Genomic DNA, 15,258 nt, shown 5'->3' on the forward strand with positions numbered 1-15,258 from the left:
CTGTCTTAGTGTCGGAAGTGGCGCATGCCGGTGAAGACCATCGCGAGGCCCGCCTCATCCGCCGCTGCAATCACTTCGTCATCGCGCATGGAGCCGCCCGGTTGGATGAGCGCGGTTGCGCCCGCCTCGGCCGCCGTGATCAATCCGTCTGCAAAGGGAAAGAAGGCGTCAGAGGCCACAACCGACCCTTGTGTCAGCGGCGCGGGCAGTCCCATCGCTTCGGCCATGTCCTGCGCTTTACGGGCAGCGATGCGGGTGCTGTCCACACGGCTCATTTGGCCCGCGCCAACGCCCACGGTTGCGCCGTCTTTGACATAGATGATCGCGTTGGATTTGACGTGTTTGGCCACGGTCCAGGCAAACAGCAGATCGCTCAGTTCCTGATCGGACGGTGCGCGTTTGGTTACGACCTTGAGGTCATCCCGTGTGATCCGGCCCACGTCCTTGTCCTGCACCAAAAAGCCGCCAGAGACCTGCCGCACGGCCAGTTGCGCCGCATCGGCATCGGCCAGACCATCGGTGGTCAGCAGACGCAGGTTCTTTTTCTTGGCAAACACTTCAAGCGCATCAGCATCGGCACCAGGGGCAATCACCACTTCGGTAAAAATCCCGCTGATCGCTTCGGCGGTTTCACCGTCCAGTGTCTGGTTCAGTGCGATAATGCCGCCAAAGGCCGAAGTCCGGTCACAATCAAAGGCGCGGGTATAGGCCTCGACCATGGTTGATCCGGTGGCCACGCCGCAGGGGTTGGCATGTTTGATGATCGCACAGGCCGGACCGCCCGCGGGGTCAAATTCGCTGACCAGCTCAAAAGCCGCATCGGTGTCGTTGATGTTGTTGTAAGACAACTCCTTGCCCTGATGCTGCTGCGCGGTGGCCACGCCGGGACGGTTTGTGCCATCGGTGTAGAACGCCGCCTGCTGATGCGGGTTTTCGCCATAGCGCAAGGTTTGCGCCAATGTGCCGCCAAAGGTGCGGCGGCGCGGTGTGTCGTCCACTTGCGCAGCCATCCAGGTGCTGACAGCCGTGTCATAGGCGGCGGTGCGAGCATAGGCCGTCTGGGCCAGCCGTTGACGCAGGGCATAGGTGGTCTGGCCGTTGTTGGCCTCCAGCTCCGCGATCACGGCGGCATAGTCTTCGGTATCAACCACAACGTTGACAAAGCCATGGTTCTTGGCGGCAGAACGGATCATCGCCGGCCCGCCAATATCGATGTTTTCGATCACTTCGGCGTATTCGGCCCCTTTGGCCACCGTCGCCTCAAACGGATAAAGATTGACCACCACCAGATCGATGCCGCCGATGTTGTGTTCGTTCATCGCGGCAACATGTTCGTCATTGTCGCGCAGGGCCAGCAGACCGCCATGTACCACGGGGTGCAGGGTCTTGACCCGGCCATCCATCATCTCCGGAAAACCGGTAACTTCGGCCACGTCTTTGACCTCAAGCCCGGCCTCGCGCAGCGCCTTGGCGGTGCCACCGGTGCTGAGCAGTTCAACCCCGTGAGTGGCCAGCGCCTTGCCCAGATCGACCAATCCGGTCTTGTCGGAAACGGAAAGAAGGGCGCGTTTGACGGGGGCAAGATCGGGCATGGCAGTGGTCCTTTGGTCAGTCGTCATCAGAATAGGGATCGTCCATAGACAAATCACGCACGCCAATCGCAGTTTCCTGCGCCTTGGACAAGGACCACCTGATGCGTGTGGCATAGGTAAATGCCATCCCGGTGAGGACAATCTGCTGTGCCGCGCGGGGTTTGAGGCGGGTTGTCTCCAGATAGACCCCCGGATCAAGCGAGAGGTTATGCGCCCCGTCATGGCGGAAAACCCAGATTTCCCCGCTCTTTAACGCCATCGAAACCGCAGCGCCGCCCAGATCCAGCGTTGCATCCACGTCCGGATGCAGGTGAAACCGGATGTCAAAGCGCAGACCCTTCAGCTCTCCCGCGTCCAGCGCCGCGTCAAAGCGTCGCTTGTCGGCATCTTCCATCGCCAAGAGCATGTCTTCTCCCGCAAGGCCGCGCCCGTCCAGCGTCAGCTCAAGTGTGCGGGCATGGGTCAGCCCATGGGATTTGACATAGCCGTTGTGCCCGCCCTGAAACCGCAGGCCATCCGGGGCGCTGCTGATTTCGACCGGCACATGGGTTGGCCCGTCGATCAGTTCTTCCAGACCAGAATGACGGTCCGGTTCGGCCAAGCGGGCACTGGAGAAGCCGCCAAGCGATAGTGCAGAATGCGACGGCGTTGCCCGCCCGGCCCGTCGCCACTCAAGCCCGAAAGACGCGCCAGATCCGCAATTCACCACCAAGGGACGGCGGCCAGAGGTGAGTTCAAATGCCAGTGTTGATGCATGAGCGTTCACCGACGCATCCTCCACTGGCGGGGTATCGGCATCGATCACAACGCTGGTGCGCCCGGCAGACAGCCGGGCATAGCCCATGGCAAGGCCTTCAGGCTGCGTTGCCCGCACGTTGGAGGCCGCCAGCGCATGATCCAGCCATCCCTCGACACCGCGCCCACCGCCGTGAAACCGCGCCAAACCGCCATCGGCGTGGCGCAGGCTGCGCAGGGTGGGGGCGATCCGTTCAATTGCGGCAAGGTGTTCACGCGGCGGAGTACGGCCAACATCCTGCAGCGCGGCTCCGGCCCAGGTCAGCAGGGTAAACACGGCCAGCAGTTCTTCGGGATTGCGGGTCGGCAAGCCGCCCTGATCGTCGATCTGTATGCTGCACTCGCGCGCCAGTGCCTTGACCGCCGGATCGGCCAGCCCCTCTTGCCCTTCAAGGGCAAGTCCGGCGTAGATCAAACCAGTAAGCGCCTCGAACCTGGGCAAACCCGGCGCCGCGCCGCGCCAGCGCCGCGAAAGGAATTGTGTCTGCTGTTCAAGCGAGCGGTAGAACGCCTTGCTTTGTGCCGTTTCCTGGCCCCGCAGCACAAACAGGGCGTGGTTGATCCATCGGATCAAACGGCGGCCCGTCAGATCAGGTGTCCACCCCGGCCCCTTGCCCTTGCCATAAATCTCGATCCAGCCCCAAAGCCAGTCTTGCGCCGCAGACCGCGCCGCTGGATCCCCCAGTGCAGCCAGATCATCGAGCCAGGAAAACCCCTGCAATTCGGCGGCATAATTCGCATCTGGTGGCTCAATCGCCCACATGGATTGCCCCGGCGCATTCACCAGAGTTCCGGCAAACAGGAAATTGCCCGCGATCAACTGCCGCCCGCGGGCAAAAGAACCGATAGTTCGGGGCTCGGGGGAGGATACGAATCCTTTAACCTGCGCACGGGTGCGGGTCGCCGCGCGGGCGTGCCACCGATTGAGAAACCGCGCCTTGCGCGCTTTCAAGCTGGTCATATTGAACATATCTCGCTGCCCTTGACGCTCTGACGGCGTTTGACGGGAGCATAGCCCGCGCACGACGCTGAGTCACCGCTTTTTGCCCCGGAAGGGTAGCATCGGCGGGTTTGGTCGCAAATGGGCTGTTTTGATCGGCTTGGCAGCGCTAGAACTGCGCCTTGAAACCACCGGAGGATTGCCCGTGATTGCCAGCTTGATGATGTATCTGCGCCCCGAAAACGCTCAGGCTCATGATCGGTATTGGACCTTGATCCGCGCCGAACTCGCCCAGCGCGGCATTGATGCACCTGAAAAGCCGGACAATGCACGGGATGAATTTGAGGTCTGGACCGCTGATGATCTGGTGTTGAGCCAGACCTGCGGCATGCCCTATCGCAAATGGCTGCATGACAAGGTCACGCTGATCGGCACGCCGGATTATGGCGTAAAAGGCTGTGAGGCAGGCTATTACAACAGCGTGATTGTGGTGCGGGCGGATGATCATCGGACAGGCTTGCCCGCCTATCGCGACGCGCGTTTCACCTACAATCAAACCTTTTCGCAATCAGGGTATGCCGCGCCCTATGCCCTGGCCAAAACGCACGGCTTCTGGTTTGAAAACCGCAGCCAGAGCCACGGTCATCTCAACTCGGCGCGGGCCGTGGCAGAAGGACGGGCCGATATTGCCGCGCTTGACGTGGTGACGTGGGAATTGATCCAGAAATACGATGCTTTTGCAGCTGATCTGCGGGTTCTGGCCCAAACCTCTCCGACCCCCGGCCTGCCCTATATCGCGGCGGCTGGTGTCGACCGGCAGGCGACATACGAAGCGGTCTCGGCGGCGATTGCGGGGCTAGATCAAGCGGATCGCGATGCGCTTTGCCTCAAGGGTTTGACCCACATTCCCAAAGCCGCCTATCTGGCGATCTCAAATCCTCCAGAAACCGCTGGCTGATCAAACCGCCTTGCGTAGACAGGCGATGTAGAACCCGTCCATGCCGCCTTTGTCCGCCCAGAAATCGGGACGCAGCCGCAGGCCGCCTTCGGTGGTGATCCAATCCGCCGAGACACCATCAATCTTGAGCGCATCGCGGTCCACGGTCATATCCTCGTGCCGCTCCAGTGCCTCGTCCACCTGCACTTCACCCTCATCAGGCAGCAGGCTGCATGTACAAAACACCAGACGACCGCCGGGTTTGAGCAATGTCCAAGCGTGGTCAATCAACTCTCCCTGCAATTCGATCAGATCGCCAAATTCGGACCCATCCTTGGCATAGGGCAGATCAGGGTGGCGGCGCATTGTGCCAGTGGCTGAACAGGGCGCATCCAGCAAAATCGCGTCAAAGCTGCCTTTCACTGCGCGGGCATCTTTGGTCAGGGTTTTGGCTGTTAGCCCGACCCGCGCAAGATTTTCTTTGACCCGCACCATACGTGGCACAGAAGAATCGACCGCCGTTACCTCCGCGCCAGCGGCGGCCAGTTGCATGGTCTTTCCGCCCGGCGCGGCACATAGATCCAGCACGGCTTCGCCGGCTCGGGGTGCCAAAACCCGCACAGGGATCGCGGCAGCGGCGTCTTGGACCCACCATTCGCCTTCGGCAAATCCGGGCATTGTTGACACCTGGCCTGCATTTTCGACGCGCACGGTGCCCGTCGCCAGCAAGGCACCACCCACCAATTCAGCCAATGCCTTTGCATCACCCTTGGCGGTCAGATCCAGCGGTGCACCTGCAAAATGCGCCGCCTCCATGGCCGCCATCGCATCTGGCCCCCATGCCTCAATCAACGGGCCGCGCAGCCACTTGGGCAGGCGGGGGGCACGCAGTGCGGCCCATGCCTCGGGGCCGTCAGTTGCAATTTTGCGCAGCACCGCATTGGTGAGGCCTTTGAGGTGGCTCAATTTGTTATGGCTCGATACCAGATTGACCATCGCATTCACCACACCATGCGCAGCACCGCCCTGACACAGCTCGACGGTGCCAACGCGCAACACATTGCGAATGGTCAGGGGCGGTTGTTTGTTCAGGTGTTTTTGCAGCAACCGGTCTGCACGTTCCAACCCGCGCAGGGTTTCTACAGCAAGGCGTTGCGCTCGGGCGCGGTCATCGGGGGGCAGTTTGTCCAGCGCGCCACCCGCCAGCAGTTCGGACATCAAACGCGGCTCATCCCCCAGTATCTGATCGAGCATATACACCGCACTTCTGCGGGCTTGAACGCCTGTGTCTGCCATTGGGGTTTCCTGTCTATCCGGGGTCTTGGGTTGTCGTGGGCATGTCGGCACGTATATCAATGCGCAGAATGCCTCAAGAGGACAGCATGACAGAGACCGCGCCGAACCCCGACCGTGAAGAGCAAAAAGCGCAACTGCCCCCCGCCGCGCAACGCGCCTTGGCTGAGGCCGAAGAGCGGCGCAAGCAGGCAGAGGCGCTGGATCTGCCACCGGAACTGGGCGGGCGCGACGGGCCGGAGCCCGTGCGTTACGGCGATTGGGAGAAAAAGGGCATCGCAATCGATTTTTGATCGATGCCCAATCTGATCAGCGCAGCTTGAATTCAGCCGATTCGCCGGTTCCGCGATCTGATGTGATGCGCATGCGCTCTCCGTTCACACGCACTTCCTGACAATTGTAGCCAAGATCATCACCGCCCCATTCAAGGCTGCGGCACAGATAACCGCCCTTCCACTGCCAGCGTCCGCTGATGTCCCAGGTTGCCCCTCGCCCTGATATACGGCCATCCGGGCTAACCTGAAGGCGCACCAATGGTCGTGACAAAGTTTTGCCTTCCACAAGCGCCACAAATTCCGCGCGGCTTGTCACCTTTTGAAAATCGGCAAAGGCCGGACCCGCCAAGCCCGTCAACAGCGCCGCACCAATTGCAATAAAACGTTTCATCACTCACCTCCGAAAAGAAGTTCTGAAACAGATACGTTTCCAAAAGGTGATTGGTTTCATTTTTGGTAAGTTTTCCGCAACGCGCGGGTCTTGCCTTGCCCCTCAACGGGCAATCACACAAATCGGATGATTGCCCGGATTGCGCCCGCCGCCCATATCGAGACACAGATCATCATAGCGCCAGCGTTCGAAGCTGCGGCCAAGTTGAAAGCTGGCGATCAAAGCCACGAAAACCACCGCCAGAAGCAGCATCCGTTTCTCAAGATGCGGGATCATTCAACCCCAGAACATCCAGCATATCGTATTGCCCCGGCGCACGGCCCTGCCCCCAAAGCGCGGCCTTGAGCGCCCCGCGTGCAAAAACCGAGCGGTCAGAGGCAACGTGGCGCAGGATGATCCGTTCCCCTGCTGCGGCGAACATCACGTCGTGTTCGCCAACAATATCGCCGCCGCGAATCACAGTGAAACCGATATCGCCGCGTTTGCGGGCGCCGGTGATGCCATCCCGTGCACGGTCGGCCACATCGTTGAGCGACACACCACGCCCTTCTGCGGCAGCTTCGCCCAGCATCAGCGCAGTTCCGGAGGGCGCATCGACCTTTTGGTTGTGGTGGGCTTCGATCACTTCGATGTCGTAGTCTTCATCCAATGCGGCGGCCACGCGTTTTGTCAGTTGGGTCAACAAGTTCACGCCAAGGCTCATGTTGCCGGCCCGTACGATCACCGCATGACGCGAAGCCGGTTCCAGCGCCGCGATCTCGTCGTCTGACATCCCCGTGGTGCCGATCACATGCACCGCGCGGGCCTGCGCGGCCAATGCGGCGAACTCCAGCGTGGCGGCGGGCGCGGTAAAATCAATGATGGCCTGCGACTTGGCAATCGCTTCGAGCGGATCATCCGTGACCTTGAGGCCCGTTGCCGCGCCGCCCATGACCTCGCCCAGATCTTGCCCGACCCAAGGGTGGCCGCTGCGCTCAACCGCGCCAGCCAGATGATGTTTGTCCGAGGCATTGACCTGTGCAATCAACATTTGGCCCATGCGGCCAGAGGCCCCTGTAATGGTCACGCCTGTGGTCTGGGTCATGGCTTTGATCTCCTGCATCGCTTTGACGTGGGTTTAGCCTGCCTTCACCCGCTTGGCAAAGCCATTGGGAGGCACTAGATGGGAGACATGGGAAAGAACAAGTTTCATGAGGGCTCCGGCCCATCGCAACGCCAGCTTCGTGTGGGCGAAACCATCCGCCGGGCTTTGTCCGAGGTGCTGGCGCGTGGGGATGTGCATGACCCCGAGCTGAACCGCATGTCGATCACCGTGGGTGAGGTGCGCACTTCACCCGATCTCAAGATCGCGACAGCCTATGTCTTGCCGCTGGGCGGTCAGGGACAGGATGAAGTGTTGCAATTGCTGGCCCGCAACAAAGGTGAGCTGCGCCGTATGGTCGCAAAAAAACTGACGCTGAAATTCTCGCCGGACCTGCGGTTCCAACTGGATCAGACCTTTGACCAGATGGATGAAACCCGCCGCATGTTGAACCAAGAGGTCGTGCGCCGCGACGCAGATGCGCCGGACGATACCGGCGAGGCATGATCCGGCTGGCGGCTCTTGCGCTGCTGCTTTGCGCAACTGCGGCGCAGGCGGCGGAGTGCCGCAAAGAAACCTACGACGGCAATGCCTACACCCTGTGCGAGGTGTCCCCCGCCAAAGAACAGCTTCGGCTGTTTTTATGGGACAGTGATGATTTGCTTTATGGCCATTTTGGCAGCGTTGACCGAGCATTGCGGCAGCAGGGCAAGCAGCTTGGCTTTGCCATGAATGCGGGCATGTACCACGAGGATCGCGCGCCCGTTGGCCATTACATTGAACAAGGTGAACAGCAGCGCGGCGTGATTTCAAGTGCGGGTCCGGGGAACTTTGGCCTGCTTCCGAATGGTATTTTGTGTTTGCGCAAAGGCCGCGCCGATGTGTTTGAGACCAACGCCTACCTTGACCAGAACCCGCAGTGTTATGGTGCAACCCAATCCGGCCCGATGTTGGTGATTGATGGCGCGTTGCATCCACGCTTTTTGCCGGACAGCACCTCACGCTACATTCGCAACGGTGTTGGCACCTCCGCGGATGGCAAAAGGGCCGTGTTTGCAATCTCGGACAACACTGTCACCTTTCATGAGTTTGGTCGGTTGTTTCGCGATCATCTGAAACTGCCAAATGCGCTTTATCTGGACGGCAATGTTTCTCGCATTCGCGCACCGGATTTGGGTCGTGATGACCCTGGATTTACCCCGCTTGGCCCAATCATCGGCGTGGTCGAGGACGCAAAGTAACGCCGCGCGCTGCCGCGTTGTTTATTTCGTCCTCCCTCTGGGCAGGGACCGCGTCTCTCTGTATAGCGCAGGCGCACAGTGAATAAGGGGCGAACATGGCGCGTAAACGCAAAGGCCGGGATATTTCAGGGTGGCTGGTGGTGGACAAACCCGCCGGGCCAACCTCAACAGCCGTGGTGAACAAGGTGCGTTGGGCGCTGGATGCCAAGAAGGCCGGCCATGCAGGCACCCTTGATCCGGATGCAACCGGTGTTCTGGCCGTGGCATTGGGCGAGGCAACCAAAACCGTTCCTTATATTACCGATGCGCTCAAGGCTTATGAGTTCACCGTCACACTTGGCGCGGCGACCAATACCGATGATGCTGAGGGTGAAGTGCTCAAGACCTCCGAAATCCGGCCCGATGATGCCGCGATCAAAGAGGCACTTGGCCGTTTTATCGGTGATATCGAACAGGTGCCGCCGCAGTTTTCAGCGGTCAAAATCGACGGGGAACGCGCCTACAAACGGGCACGCGACGGCGAAGAGATGGATCTGGCCGCGCGGCCCTTGTTTGTGGAAAGCCTGTTGCTGATTGACCGTCCCGATCCCGATCATGTGACGCTTGAGATGGTCTGCGGCAAGGGAGGTTATGTCCGGTCCATTGCGCGGGATCTGGGCGAGGCTCTGGGCTGTTATGGCCATGTGCGCGAACTGCGCCGCATCTGGTCCGGTCCGTTTGAAGCGGCCAAGGGGATGACCATCGAGCAGATCGAGGAAATGGCCCGCACGCCGGAACTGGACGATCACTTGCTGCCGCTCGAAGAGGGGCTGTGCGACCTGCCGGAAGTCAAAGCCAGCGCCGAAGGGGCCACGCGATTGCGCAATGGCAATCCCGGCATGGTGATCGCGCATGACGTGGAATACGGCGATGAATGCTGGGCCTCCTTTGAGGGCAAGGCAGTGGCCGTGGGCCGGTTCAAATCAGGTGAGTTGCACCCTTCTCGCGTGTTCAACACCTGAGCCTTCATTGATCACCCGAAGCCATACCAAGGGCGATGCGCCCTCCACGGCGGTCTATTCGGACTGCGAGAGGTATCGCTATAGCCTCAGCCGTGTTTGGGACGCAGGTGCCGAACGGGTGATGTTTGTGATGTTGAACCCGTCCACCGCAACAGAGGTGCAGAACGATCCAACGGTTGAACGCTGTGAACGGCGGGCGCGGACGCTGGGCTTTGGCGGGTTTCGTGTGACCAATATTTTTGCGTGGCGGGCCACAGATCCGCGCGACATGAAAGCAGCCAAAGATCCTGTAGGCCCACAGAATGACGAGATCCTGTCTGAAGGGGCCGAATGGGCGGATCGAATTATCGCTGCTTGGGGCGTGCATGGTGCGCATCAAAATCGTGGCTTGGCCGTCGCAGATATGCTTCGCGCGGGGCCAAAGCCGCTGTTCCATTTGGGACTGTCCAAAGCGGGCCACCCGAAGCACCCGCTCTATCTGCCATATGTGCAGCAACCCGTGCTCTGGACCTGAACAAACCGGCCTGCCTTAGAGGCGTATTAACCTCCCCAAGCTACCAAGCGGCTTGAATGCTGGCATCCGGAAACGGGCCGGCGCACATGGGCAAGCGGATCGAGAAGCATATGTTTGGGATGGCCGGATTGATGAGTGCGTTAAGCGTTGGCACCGTGGCGCCCGCCGAGGTTGTTGCAGTGGACGAGGTCCAAAGCGTGAAACAGGACCAGAGCCAAGCCTGTTCGACCCAGACACAGACGCAAACCGCGACACCAGACGCCGCAGATTGGATTGCGCAGGATCAAACCCTTCAAATCCATGACTTTGAGCCAGCCGAGGATGCCTTGGTCCTTGTCTGGGACGACAGCGATGCAAACCTGCCAGAACCGCAAGTTCACATCCAGGAAGACCCGGAACAAACCGGCCAATTGCAGGTCTGGATGGGGGATCGTGTGATAGCGCAAGTTGGCGGGCCTGCCCCATTGGCCGAGGCTGATCTTGCGCTTATCCCGCTCAGCCTGGCGCGTGATCTGGGGTTTGCGCCTGCTTGACGTAGAACGCGAACTGCATTGAATGGGGTGCAACAAACCCAGCGGCGTACAAAGATACCCTTTGCCAAACACCTCCGGATTTCCTATACGCCCCCATCGCCAGCTGATTCCTATCGGTCGGCGGTATCTCCATGGGCCTGTGCTGGACGACATCCCGGCCTGCGCCATTCCTTTTCACTTTATCCTATGAAGGAGACCCCGATGTCGATTACGCCCGAAGAAAAAGCACGCGTGATGAAAGAATTTGGCACCAAAGAAGGCGACACAGGTTCGCCCGAAGTACAGGTTGCCGTTCTGAGCTCGCGTATTGCCACGCTGACAGAGCACTTCAAGACCCACAAGAAAGACAACCACGGTCGCCGTGGCCTTTTGAAAATGGTCGCGACGCGCCGTAAGCTGCTGGACTATGTCAAAGGCAAAGATGAGGCCCGTTATCAGGACCTGATCAAACGTCTGGGTCTGCGCCGCTAAGCGCAGCCGCACCTCAGAGTTATTGAAAACGCCCGGTTCTTGCCGGGCGTTTTTTATTGTGGGGCGCAATGTGGTGCGGCCCCGGCATTTTTGAAAATTCCAGACGGTTTCCTTTGAAGAAGACAAATCACGTCAATTGCAGGACGGGCAAATCAAAATGGCCTCCGCCCGCCGCTGTTGCCGCCTGAGTTGCGCATATTCACAAGGCTTTCCATTGCACCAAAAAACCTGTATGCCCCCGCAATCTGAAAGCCGGCGCCCGGACCTCAGCGCCTGACAAAGAAGATACCGAGGTCAGGGGGAATGCGCCCCCTATGCAAAGGCCAATTGGCCAACACAGGAAACGTAGATGTTTAATGTAACGACAAAATCCATTCAGTGGGGCGAAGAGACGCTCACACTGGAAACAGGTAAAGTGGCCCGTCAGGCAGACGGTTCCGTCATCGCAACGCTGGGCGAAACCAGCGTGATGGCAAACGTCACCTATGCACGACAGCAAAAGCCCGGACAGGACTTTTTCCCGCTGACCGTCCACTACCAAGAGAAATATTACGCCGCCGGTAAAGTGCCAGGCGGTTTTTTCAAACGTGAGGCACGCCCCACCGAGAAAGAAACCCTGACAGCCCGCCTGATCGACCGTCCGATCCGTCCGCTGTTTGTCCCCGGCTTCAAGAACGAAGTTCTGGTGATGTGTACGGTCCTCAGCCACGATCTGGTCAATGACCCGGACATGGTTGCGATGATTGCGGCCTCTGCCGCACTGACCATTTCCGGCGCGCCGTTCATGGGCCCAATCGCGGGCGCCCGCGTCGGTTATGAGGATGGTGAATACATCCTGAACCCAACCGTGGACGACATGCAGGATCTGCGCTTGAACCCGGATCAGCGTTTGGATCTGGTTGTGGCCGGTACCAAAGACGCCGTGATGATGGTTGAATCCGAAGCCTACGAGCTGACCGAAGAAGAAATGCTCGGCGCGGTGAAATTTGCTCATGACAGCATTCAACCTGTCATCGACCTGATCATCGATCTGGCCGAAGATGCCGCGAAAGAGCCGTTTGACTTCCAGCCTGTAGACTACTCCGAGTTGTCCGCAGCCGTGGCCAAAGCGGGCGAAAAAGAAATGCGCGCCGCTTTTGCAATCGCCGACAAGCAAGAGCGCACCGCCGCTGTTTCCGCTGCGCGTGAGACGATCAAAGCCGCATTGAGCGAAGAGCAATTGGCAGATGCCAACCTCGGTTCCGCGATGAAAGGTCTTGAGGCCTCCATCCTGCGCGGTGACGTTGTCAAAACCGGCAAGCGTATCGACGGCCGCAAGACCGACGAGATCCGCGATATCGTTTCGCAAACCGGCCTGTTGCCACGGACACACGGCTCTGCCCTGTTCACCCGCGGCGAAACGCAGGGTCTGGTTGTGACCACCCTGGGTACTGGCGATGATGAACAGTTCATCGACGCACTGCATGGCAATTTCAAATCCAACTTCCTGCTGCACTATAACTTCCCTCCCTATTCGGTTGGCGAAGTTGGCCGTGTGGGCCCTCCCGGCCGTCGTGAGATCGGTCACGGTAAGCTTGCATGGCGTGCGCTTCAGGCGGTTCTGCCTGCGGCTACCGACTTCCCCTACACCATCCGCGTTGTGTCCGAGATCACCGAATCCAACGGGTCGTCCTCCATGGCGTCAGTCTGCGGTGGCTCCTTGTCCATGATGGACGCGGGCGTTCCGCTGAAATCGGCTGTGGCAGGTGTTGCGATGGGTCTGATCCTCGAAGAAGACGGGTCTTACGCGATCCTGTCCGACATTCTGGGCGATGAAGATCACCTCGGTGATATGGACTTTAAAGTGGCCGGTACCGAAGCAGGGATCACGTCCTTGCAGATGGACATCAAGATTGCCGGTATCACGCAAGAGATCATGGAAAAGGCACTGGCGCAGGCCAAAGAAGGCCGGATCCATATCCTTGGTGAGATGAACAAAGCCATCTCCGGCGCGGCAGATTTCTCTGTTCACGCACCGCGCATCGAAACGATGCAGATCCCAACGGACAAAATCCGTGAAGTGATTGGTTCGGGCGGTAAAGTCATCCGTGAAATCGTTGAAGTGTCCGGCGCCAAGGTCGACATCAACGACGAAGGCATCATCAAGATCGCGTCGCCAAACGGTGACAGCATCAAGAAAGCCTACGACATGATCCATTCGATCGTGGCAGAGCCAGAAGAAGGCATGGTCTACACCGGCACGGTTGTGAAAATCGTCGACTTCGGTGCGTTCGTGAACTTCTTTGGCAAGCGCGACGGCCTGGTGCATGTGTCCCAGATCGAAAACCGCCGCCTGAATCATCCTTCAGATGTTCTGAAGGAAGGCCAGGAAGTGAAAGTGAAGCTTTTGGGCTTTGACGATCGCGGCAAGGTGCGCCTGTCCATGAAGGTTGTGGATCAGGAAACCGGCGAAGAGATCAAGAAAGAAGAAAAAGCAGAGGATTGATCCTCTCTTTGTTCTGAAAATCTTTGGAAAGGCCCCGGTGGAAACATCGGGGCTTTTTGCTGTTAACATCTGATATCGCTGAATTTACTGCTCCGACAAACCAGCGGTTGTGCAGCAAACCTAATACTTGCCAAGCGGAATCCCCCTCCTTACTCATTTCCCATGAACTTTCTCTACCGTGCCTTGTTTAAGCATTTGATGCTCTCTGCGGTCCGTTCGCATCAAGATGCGGGACGTCCTGCGCTGGCCGGCTACGCCTTTGATCTGATTACCGCCAAGATCCATTTGGATGGACGGTTTGCGCATCGCGAATTGTCGGCGCTGGAAAGGCATGTGTTTCCGCAATTGGAGCCGGGCGGGATCTGTCTGGATGTGGGCGCCAATATTGGCAATCACGCAGTAAACTTTGCCGATGTGTTTGATCAAGTTCACGCCTTTGAACCGAACCAAAAGGCGCTTGAACTGCTCAGGATCAACGCGGCTTTGCGGCCCAATATTACCGTTCATCCCGTGGGGCTATCGGACCAGTCGCGCGTGCTGGAGGTCATCCAACCTGCCTTTAACCTTGGTGGCACGGGGGCGAGTGCTACGAACGGAAATCCACTGGATGAAAAGGTCGAGCTACAGCTCAAGGCGCTGGATGAGATGAAACTGCCCTTAAACGGCAAACGCGTCACCTTTATGAAGATAGATGTCGAGGGCCATGAGCCCGAGGTGATCCGCGGTGCGGCGCAGACATTGTCGGTTCACAGTCCGGTCTTGGGCATCGAGGTGGACCGCCGTTCCGTTCAGGATGGCAGCAGCCCGGCGCTGGATGCAGCACAGGCGCTTGGGTATACCCATATGTACGCCATGCGGCGAGGCCGCGCGGCACTGTTCCGCGCGGTAGACAGGCCCACCGCGCGCAACTATCCATTGTTGCTGTTGTCGAAGTCCAAACTCGACTTCGACTAGGATCAGCCCGGCGCTTTGGTTGTGCGCAGGTAGGGCAGAACGGTTGTAAATTCCCCGAACTTGGCCTTTGCATCGTCATTGGAAACAGTTGGCGGAATGATCACATCATCGCCAACATTCCAATTTGCCGGTGTCGCCACGCCATTGCCCGTGGACATCTGCAACCCATCCAGCGCCCGCAGCACTTCGGCAAAGTTGCGACCAACGGTCATGGGATATGTCATCGAAAGCTTCAATTGCTTGTCGGGTCCAATGATGAAGACAGACCGCACCGTGGCGCTGTCTGCGGGCGTGCGGCCATCGGGCAAATAGGCCTCTGCCGGAAGCATGTCGAAGGCTTTGGACACTTCCAAGCCGGTGTCTGCGATGATCGGGAAACCGGCCTTGGCGCCGGCAACCTGCTCGATGTCGCCCTTCCATTTTTTGTGGTCCTCAACGCCATCGACGCTGACGCCTATCACCTTGGTGCCCCGCTTGGCCCATTCATCGGCCAGCTGTGCCACCGCACCGAATTCCGTGGTGCAAACGGGTGTGAAGTCTTTGGGGTGCGAAAACAGGATCGCCCAGCTGTCACCGATCCAGTCATGCAAAGAAAGGCTGCCTTGATCGGTTTCGACAGTAAGATCAGGAATAGTGTCGTTAATGCGCAAACCCATGGTATCCTCCGGGGTAATTGTCAGAATGCTGTATGCATGATGTAATTATTCTTAAGTCCAGTTGCATCCCCTCTCTTGCAGCACCACATGCTGAGTGAC

General features: G+C 58.9%; 17 protein-coding genes. 10 read left to right on the forward strand and 7 right to left on the reverse strand.

Annotation, left to right across the window (positions count from 1 at the left end):
• Positions 1–5: 5 nt before the first annotated feature.
• Complete coding sequence (purH, locus tag K3754_RS17770) at positions 6–1,592, reverse strand: bifunctional phosphoribosylaminoimidazolecarboxamide formyltransferase/IMP cyclohydrolase (RefSeq protein ID WP_259939010.1); 1,587 nt, start codon at positions 1,590–1,592, stop codon at positions 6–8.
• A gap of 16 nt (positions 1,593–1,608) precedes the next feature.
• A complete protein-coding gene (locus K3754_RS17775) occupies positions 1,609–3,357 on the reverse strand; it encodes a heparinase II/III family protein (protein WP_203209817.1) in 1,749 nt (582 codons plus the stop codon).
• 130 nt (positions 3,358–3,487) lie between these two features.
• On the opposite strand from K3754_RS17775, the gene K3754_RS17780 reads away from it, so the two are divergent.
• Positions 3,488–4,285: a PhnD/SsuA/transferrin family substrate-binding protein gene (locus K3754_RS17780; RefSeq protein ID WP_311201446.1), complete on the forward strand. Its 798-nt coding sequence runs from the start codon at positions 3,488–3,490 to the stop codon at positions 4,283–4,285.
• On the opposite strand, the gene K3754_RS17785 is transcribed toward K3754_RS17780, so the two are convergent.
• The gene (locus tag K3754_RS17785; RefSeq protein ID WP_259939011.1) at positions 4,286–5,560 is read right to left on the reverse strand and encodes an RsmB/NOP family class I SAM-dependent RNA methyltransferase; all 1,275 of its coding nucleotides are present in this window, start codon (positions 5,558–5,560) and stop codon (positions 4,286–4,288) included. It abuts the gene before it with no gap.
• 86 nt (positions 5,561–5,646) lie between these two features.
• On the opposite strand from K3754_RS17785, the gene K3754_RS17790 reads away from it, so the two are divergent.
• A complete protein-coding gene (locus K3754_RS17790) occupies positions 5,647–5,850 on the forward strand; it encodes a DUF1674 domain-containing protein (RefSeq protein WP_203209815.1) in 204 nt (67 codons plus the stop codon).
• Between the two features lie 16 nt (positions 5,851–5,866).
• Here the strand turns inward: K3754_RS17790 and K3754_RS17795 are convergent, their stop codons facing one another.
• The 3 genes from K3754_RS17795 to dapB form a co-directional block, all read right to left on the reverse strand.
• On the reverse strand, positions 5,867–6,223 hold the full coding sequence (locus tag K3754_RS17795; protein WP_259939012.1) for a dihydrodipicolinate reductase: 357 nt from the start codon (positions 6,221–6,223) through the stop codon (positions 5,867–5,869).
• 102 nt (positions 6,224–6,325) lie between these two features.
• Positions 6,326–6,499 (reverse strand): hypothetical protein, encoded by a 174-nt coding sequence (locus K3754_RS17800; protein ID WP_259939013.1) that lies wholly within the window; start codon positions 6,497–6,499, stop codon positions 6,326–6,328.
• Positions 6,483–7,307 carry a 4-hydroxy-tetrahydrodipicolinate reductase gene (gene dapB, locus K3754_RS17805; protein WP_259939018.1) on the reverse strand — a complete coding sequence of 275 codons (825 nt, stop codon included), beginning with the start codon at positions 7,305–7,307 and terminating at the stop codon, positions 6,483–6,485. Before dapB ends, K3754_RS17800 begins: the two co-directional genes overlap by 17 nt.
• 87 nt (positions 7,308–7,394) lie before the next feature.
• On the opposite strand from dapB, the gene rbfA reads away from it, so the two are divergent.
• The 8 genes from rbfA to K3754_RS17845 all read left to right on the forward strand — a co-directional run bounded on the left by rbfA (position 7,395) and on the right by K3754_RS17845 (position 14,503).
• Positions 7,395–7,811, forward strand: a complete 417-nt coding sequence (gene rbfA / locus K3754_RS17810) for a 30S ribosome-binding factor RbfA (RefSeq protein ID WP_203209811.1) — start codon at positions 7,395–7,397, stop codon at positions 7,809–7,811.
• Positions 7,808–8,545 carry a phosphodiester glycosidase family protein gene (locus K3754_RS17815; RefSeq protein ID WP_259939020.1) on the forward strand — a complete coding sequence of 246 codons (738 nt, stop codon included), beginning with the start codon at positions 7,808–7,810 and terminating at the stop codon, positions 8,543–8,545. The genes rbfA and K3754_RS17815 overlap by 4 nt, the downstream gene beginning before the upstream one ends.
• Positions 8,546–8,640: 95 nt before the next feature.
• Positions 8,641–9,546 carry a tRNA pseudouridine(55) synthase TruB gene (gene truB / locus K3754_RS17820; protein ID WP_259939021.1) on the forward strand — a complete coding sequence of 302 codons (906 nt, stop codon included), beginning with the start codon at positions 8,641–8,643 and terminating at the stop codon, positions 9,544–9,546.
• Positions 9,547–9,553: 7 nt separating this feature from the next.
• Positions 9,554–10,060, forward strand: coding sequence for a DUF1643 domain-containing protein (locus K3754_RS17825; RefSeq protein ID WP_259939022.1), 507 nt, complete (start codon positions 9,554–9,556; stop codon positions 10,058–10,060).
• 56 nt (positions 10,061–10,116) lie between these two features.
• Complete coding sequence (locus K3754_RS17830; RefSeq protein WP_259939023.1) at positions 10,117–10,593, forward strand: hypothetical protein; 477 nt, start codon at positions 10,117–10,119, stop codon at positions 10,591–10,593.
• 201 nt (positions 10,594–10,794) lie between these two features.
• Positions 10,795–11,064: a 30S ribosomal protein S15 gene (rpsO, locus tag K3754_RS17835; RefSeq protein WP_037906963.1), complete on the forward strand. Its 270-nt coding sequence runs from the start codon at positions 10,795–10,797 to the stop codon at positions 11,062–11,064.
• Between the two features lie 349 nt (positions 11,065–11,413).
• Positions 11,414–13,549: a polyribonucleotide nucleotidyltransferase gene (gene pnp, locus K3754_RS17840; RefSeq protein WP_259939024.1), complete on the forward strand. Its 2,136-nt coding sequence runs from the start codon at positions 11,414–11,416 to the stop codon at positions 13,547–13,549.
• Positions 13,550–13,711: 162 nt separating this feature from the next.
• Complete coding sequence (locus tag K3754_RS17845) at positions 13,712–14,503, forward strand: FkbM family methyltransferase (protein WP_259939025.1); 792 nt, start codon at positions 13,712–13,714, stop codon at positions 14,501–14,503.
• 2 nt (positions 14,504–14,505) lie between these two features.
• Here the strand turns inward: K3754_RS17845 and K3754_RS17850 are convergent, their stop codons facing one another.
• Positions 14,506–15,159, reverse strand: coding sequence for a peroxiredoxin (locus K3754_RS17850; RefSeq protein WP_203209804.1), 654 nt, complete (start codon positions 15,157–15,159; stop codon positions 14,506–14,508).
• Positions 15,160–15,258 lie beyond the last annotated feature (99 nt).

The sequence above is a fragment of the Sulfitobacter sp. M368 genome (assembly GCF_025141875.1).
In the GTDB taxonomy this organism is placed as follows: Bacteria; Pseudomonadota; Alphaproteobacteria; order Rhodobacterales; family Rhodobacteraceae; genus Sulfitobacter; species Sulfitobacter mediterraneus_A.

Coding starts and splice junctions, on each gene's coding strand:
- purH (WP_259939010.1), bottom strand. CDS start 1,592: ATGCCCGATCTTGCCCCCGTCAAACGCGCCCTTCTTTCCGTTTCCGAC.
- K3754_RS17775 (WP_203209817.1), bottom strand. CDS start 3,357: ATGTTCAATATGACCAGCTTGAAAGCGCGCAAGGCGCGGTTTCTCAAT.
- K3754_RS17785 (WP_259939011.1), bottom strand. CDS start 5,560: ATGGCAGACACAGGCGTTCAAGCCCGCAGAAGTGCGGTGTATATGCTC.
- K3754_RS17790 (WP_203209815.1), top strand. CDS start 5,647: ATGACAGAGACCGCGCCGAACCCCGACCGTGAAGAGCAAAAAGCGCAA.
- K3754_RS17795 (WP_259939012.1), bottom strand. CDS start 6,223: ATGAAACGTTTTATTGCAATTGGTGCGGCGCTGTTGACGGGCTTGGCG.
- K3754_RS17800 (WP_259939013.1), bottom strand. CDS start 6,499: ATGATCCCGCATCTTGAGAAACGGATGCTGCTTCTGGCGGTGGTTTTC.
- dapB (WP_259939018.1), bottom strand. CDS start 7,307: ATGACCCAGACCACAGGCGTGACCATTACAGGGGCCTCTGGCCGCATG.
- rbfA (WP_203209811.1), top strand. CDS start 7,395: ATGGGAAAGAACAAGTTTCATGAGGGCTCCGGCCCATCGCAACGCCAG.
- K3754_RS17815 (WP_259939020.1), top strand. CDS start 7,808: ATGATCCGGCTGGCGGCTCTTGCGCTGCTGCTTTGCGCAACTGCGGCG.
- truB (WP_259939021.1), top strand. CDS start 8,641: ATGGCGCGTAAACGCAAAGGCCGGGATATTTCAGGGTGGCTGGTGGTG.
- K3754_RS17830 (WP_259939023.1), top strand. CDS start 10,117: ATGCTGGCATCCGGAAACGGGCCGGCGCACATGGGCAAGCGGATCGAG.
- rpsO (WP_037906963.1), top strand. CDS start 10,795: ATGTCGATTACGCCCGAAGAAAAAGCACGCGTGATGAAAGAATTTGGC.
- pnp (WP_259939024.1), top strand. CDS start 11,414: ATGTTTAATGTAACGACAAAATCCATTCAGTGGGGCGAAGAGACGCTC.
- K3754_RS17845 (WP_259939025.1), top strand. CDS start 13,712: ATGAACTTTCTCTACCGTGCCTTGTTTAAGCATTTGATGCTCTCTGCG.
- K3754_RS17850 (WP_203209804.1), bottom strand. CDS start 15,159: ATGGGTTTGCGCATTAACGACACTATTCCTGATCTTACTGTCGAAACC.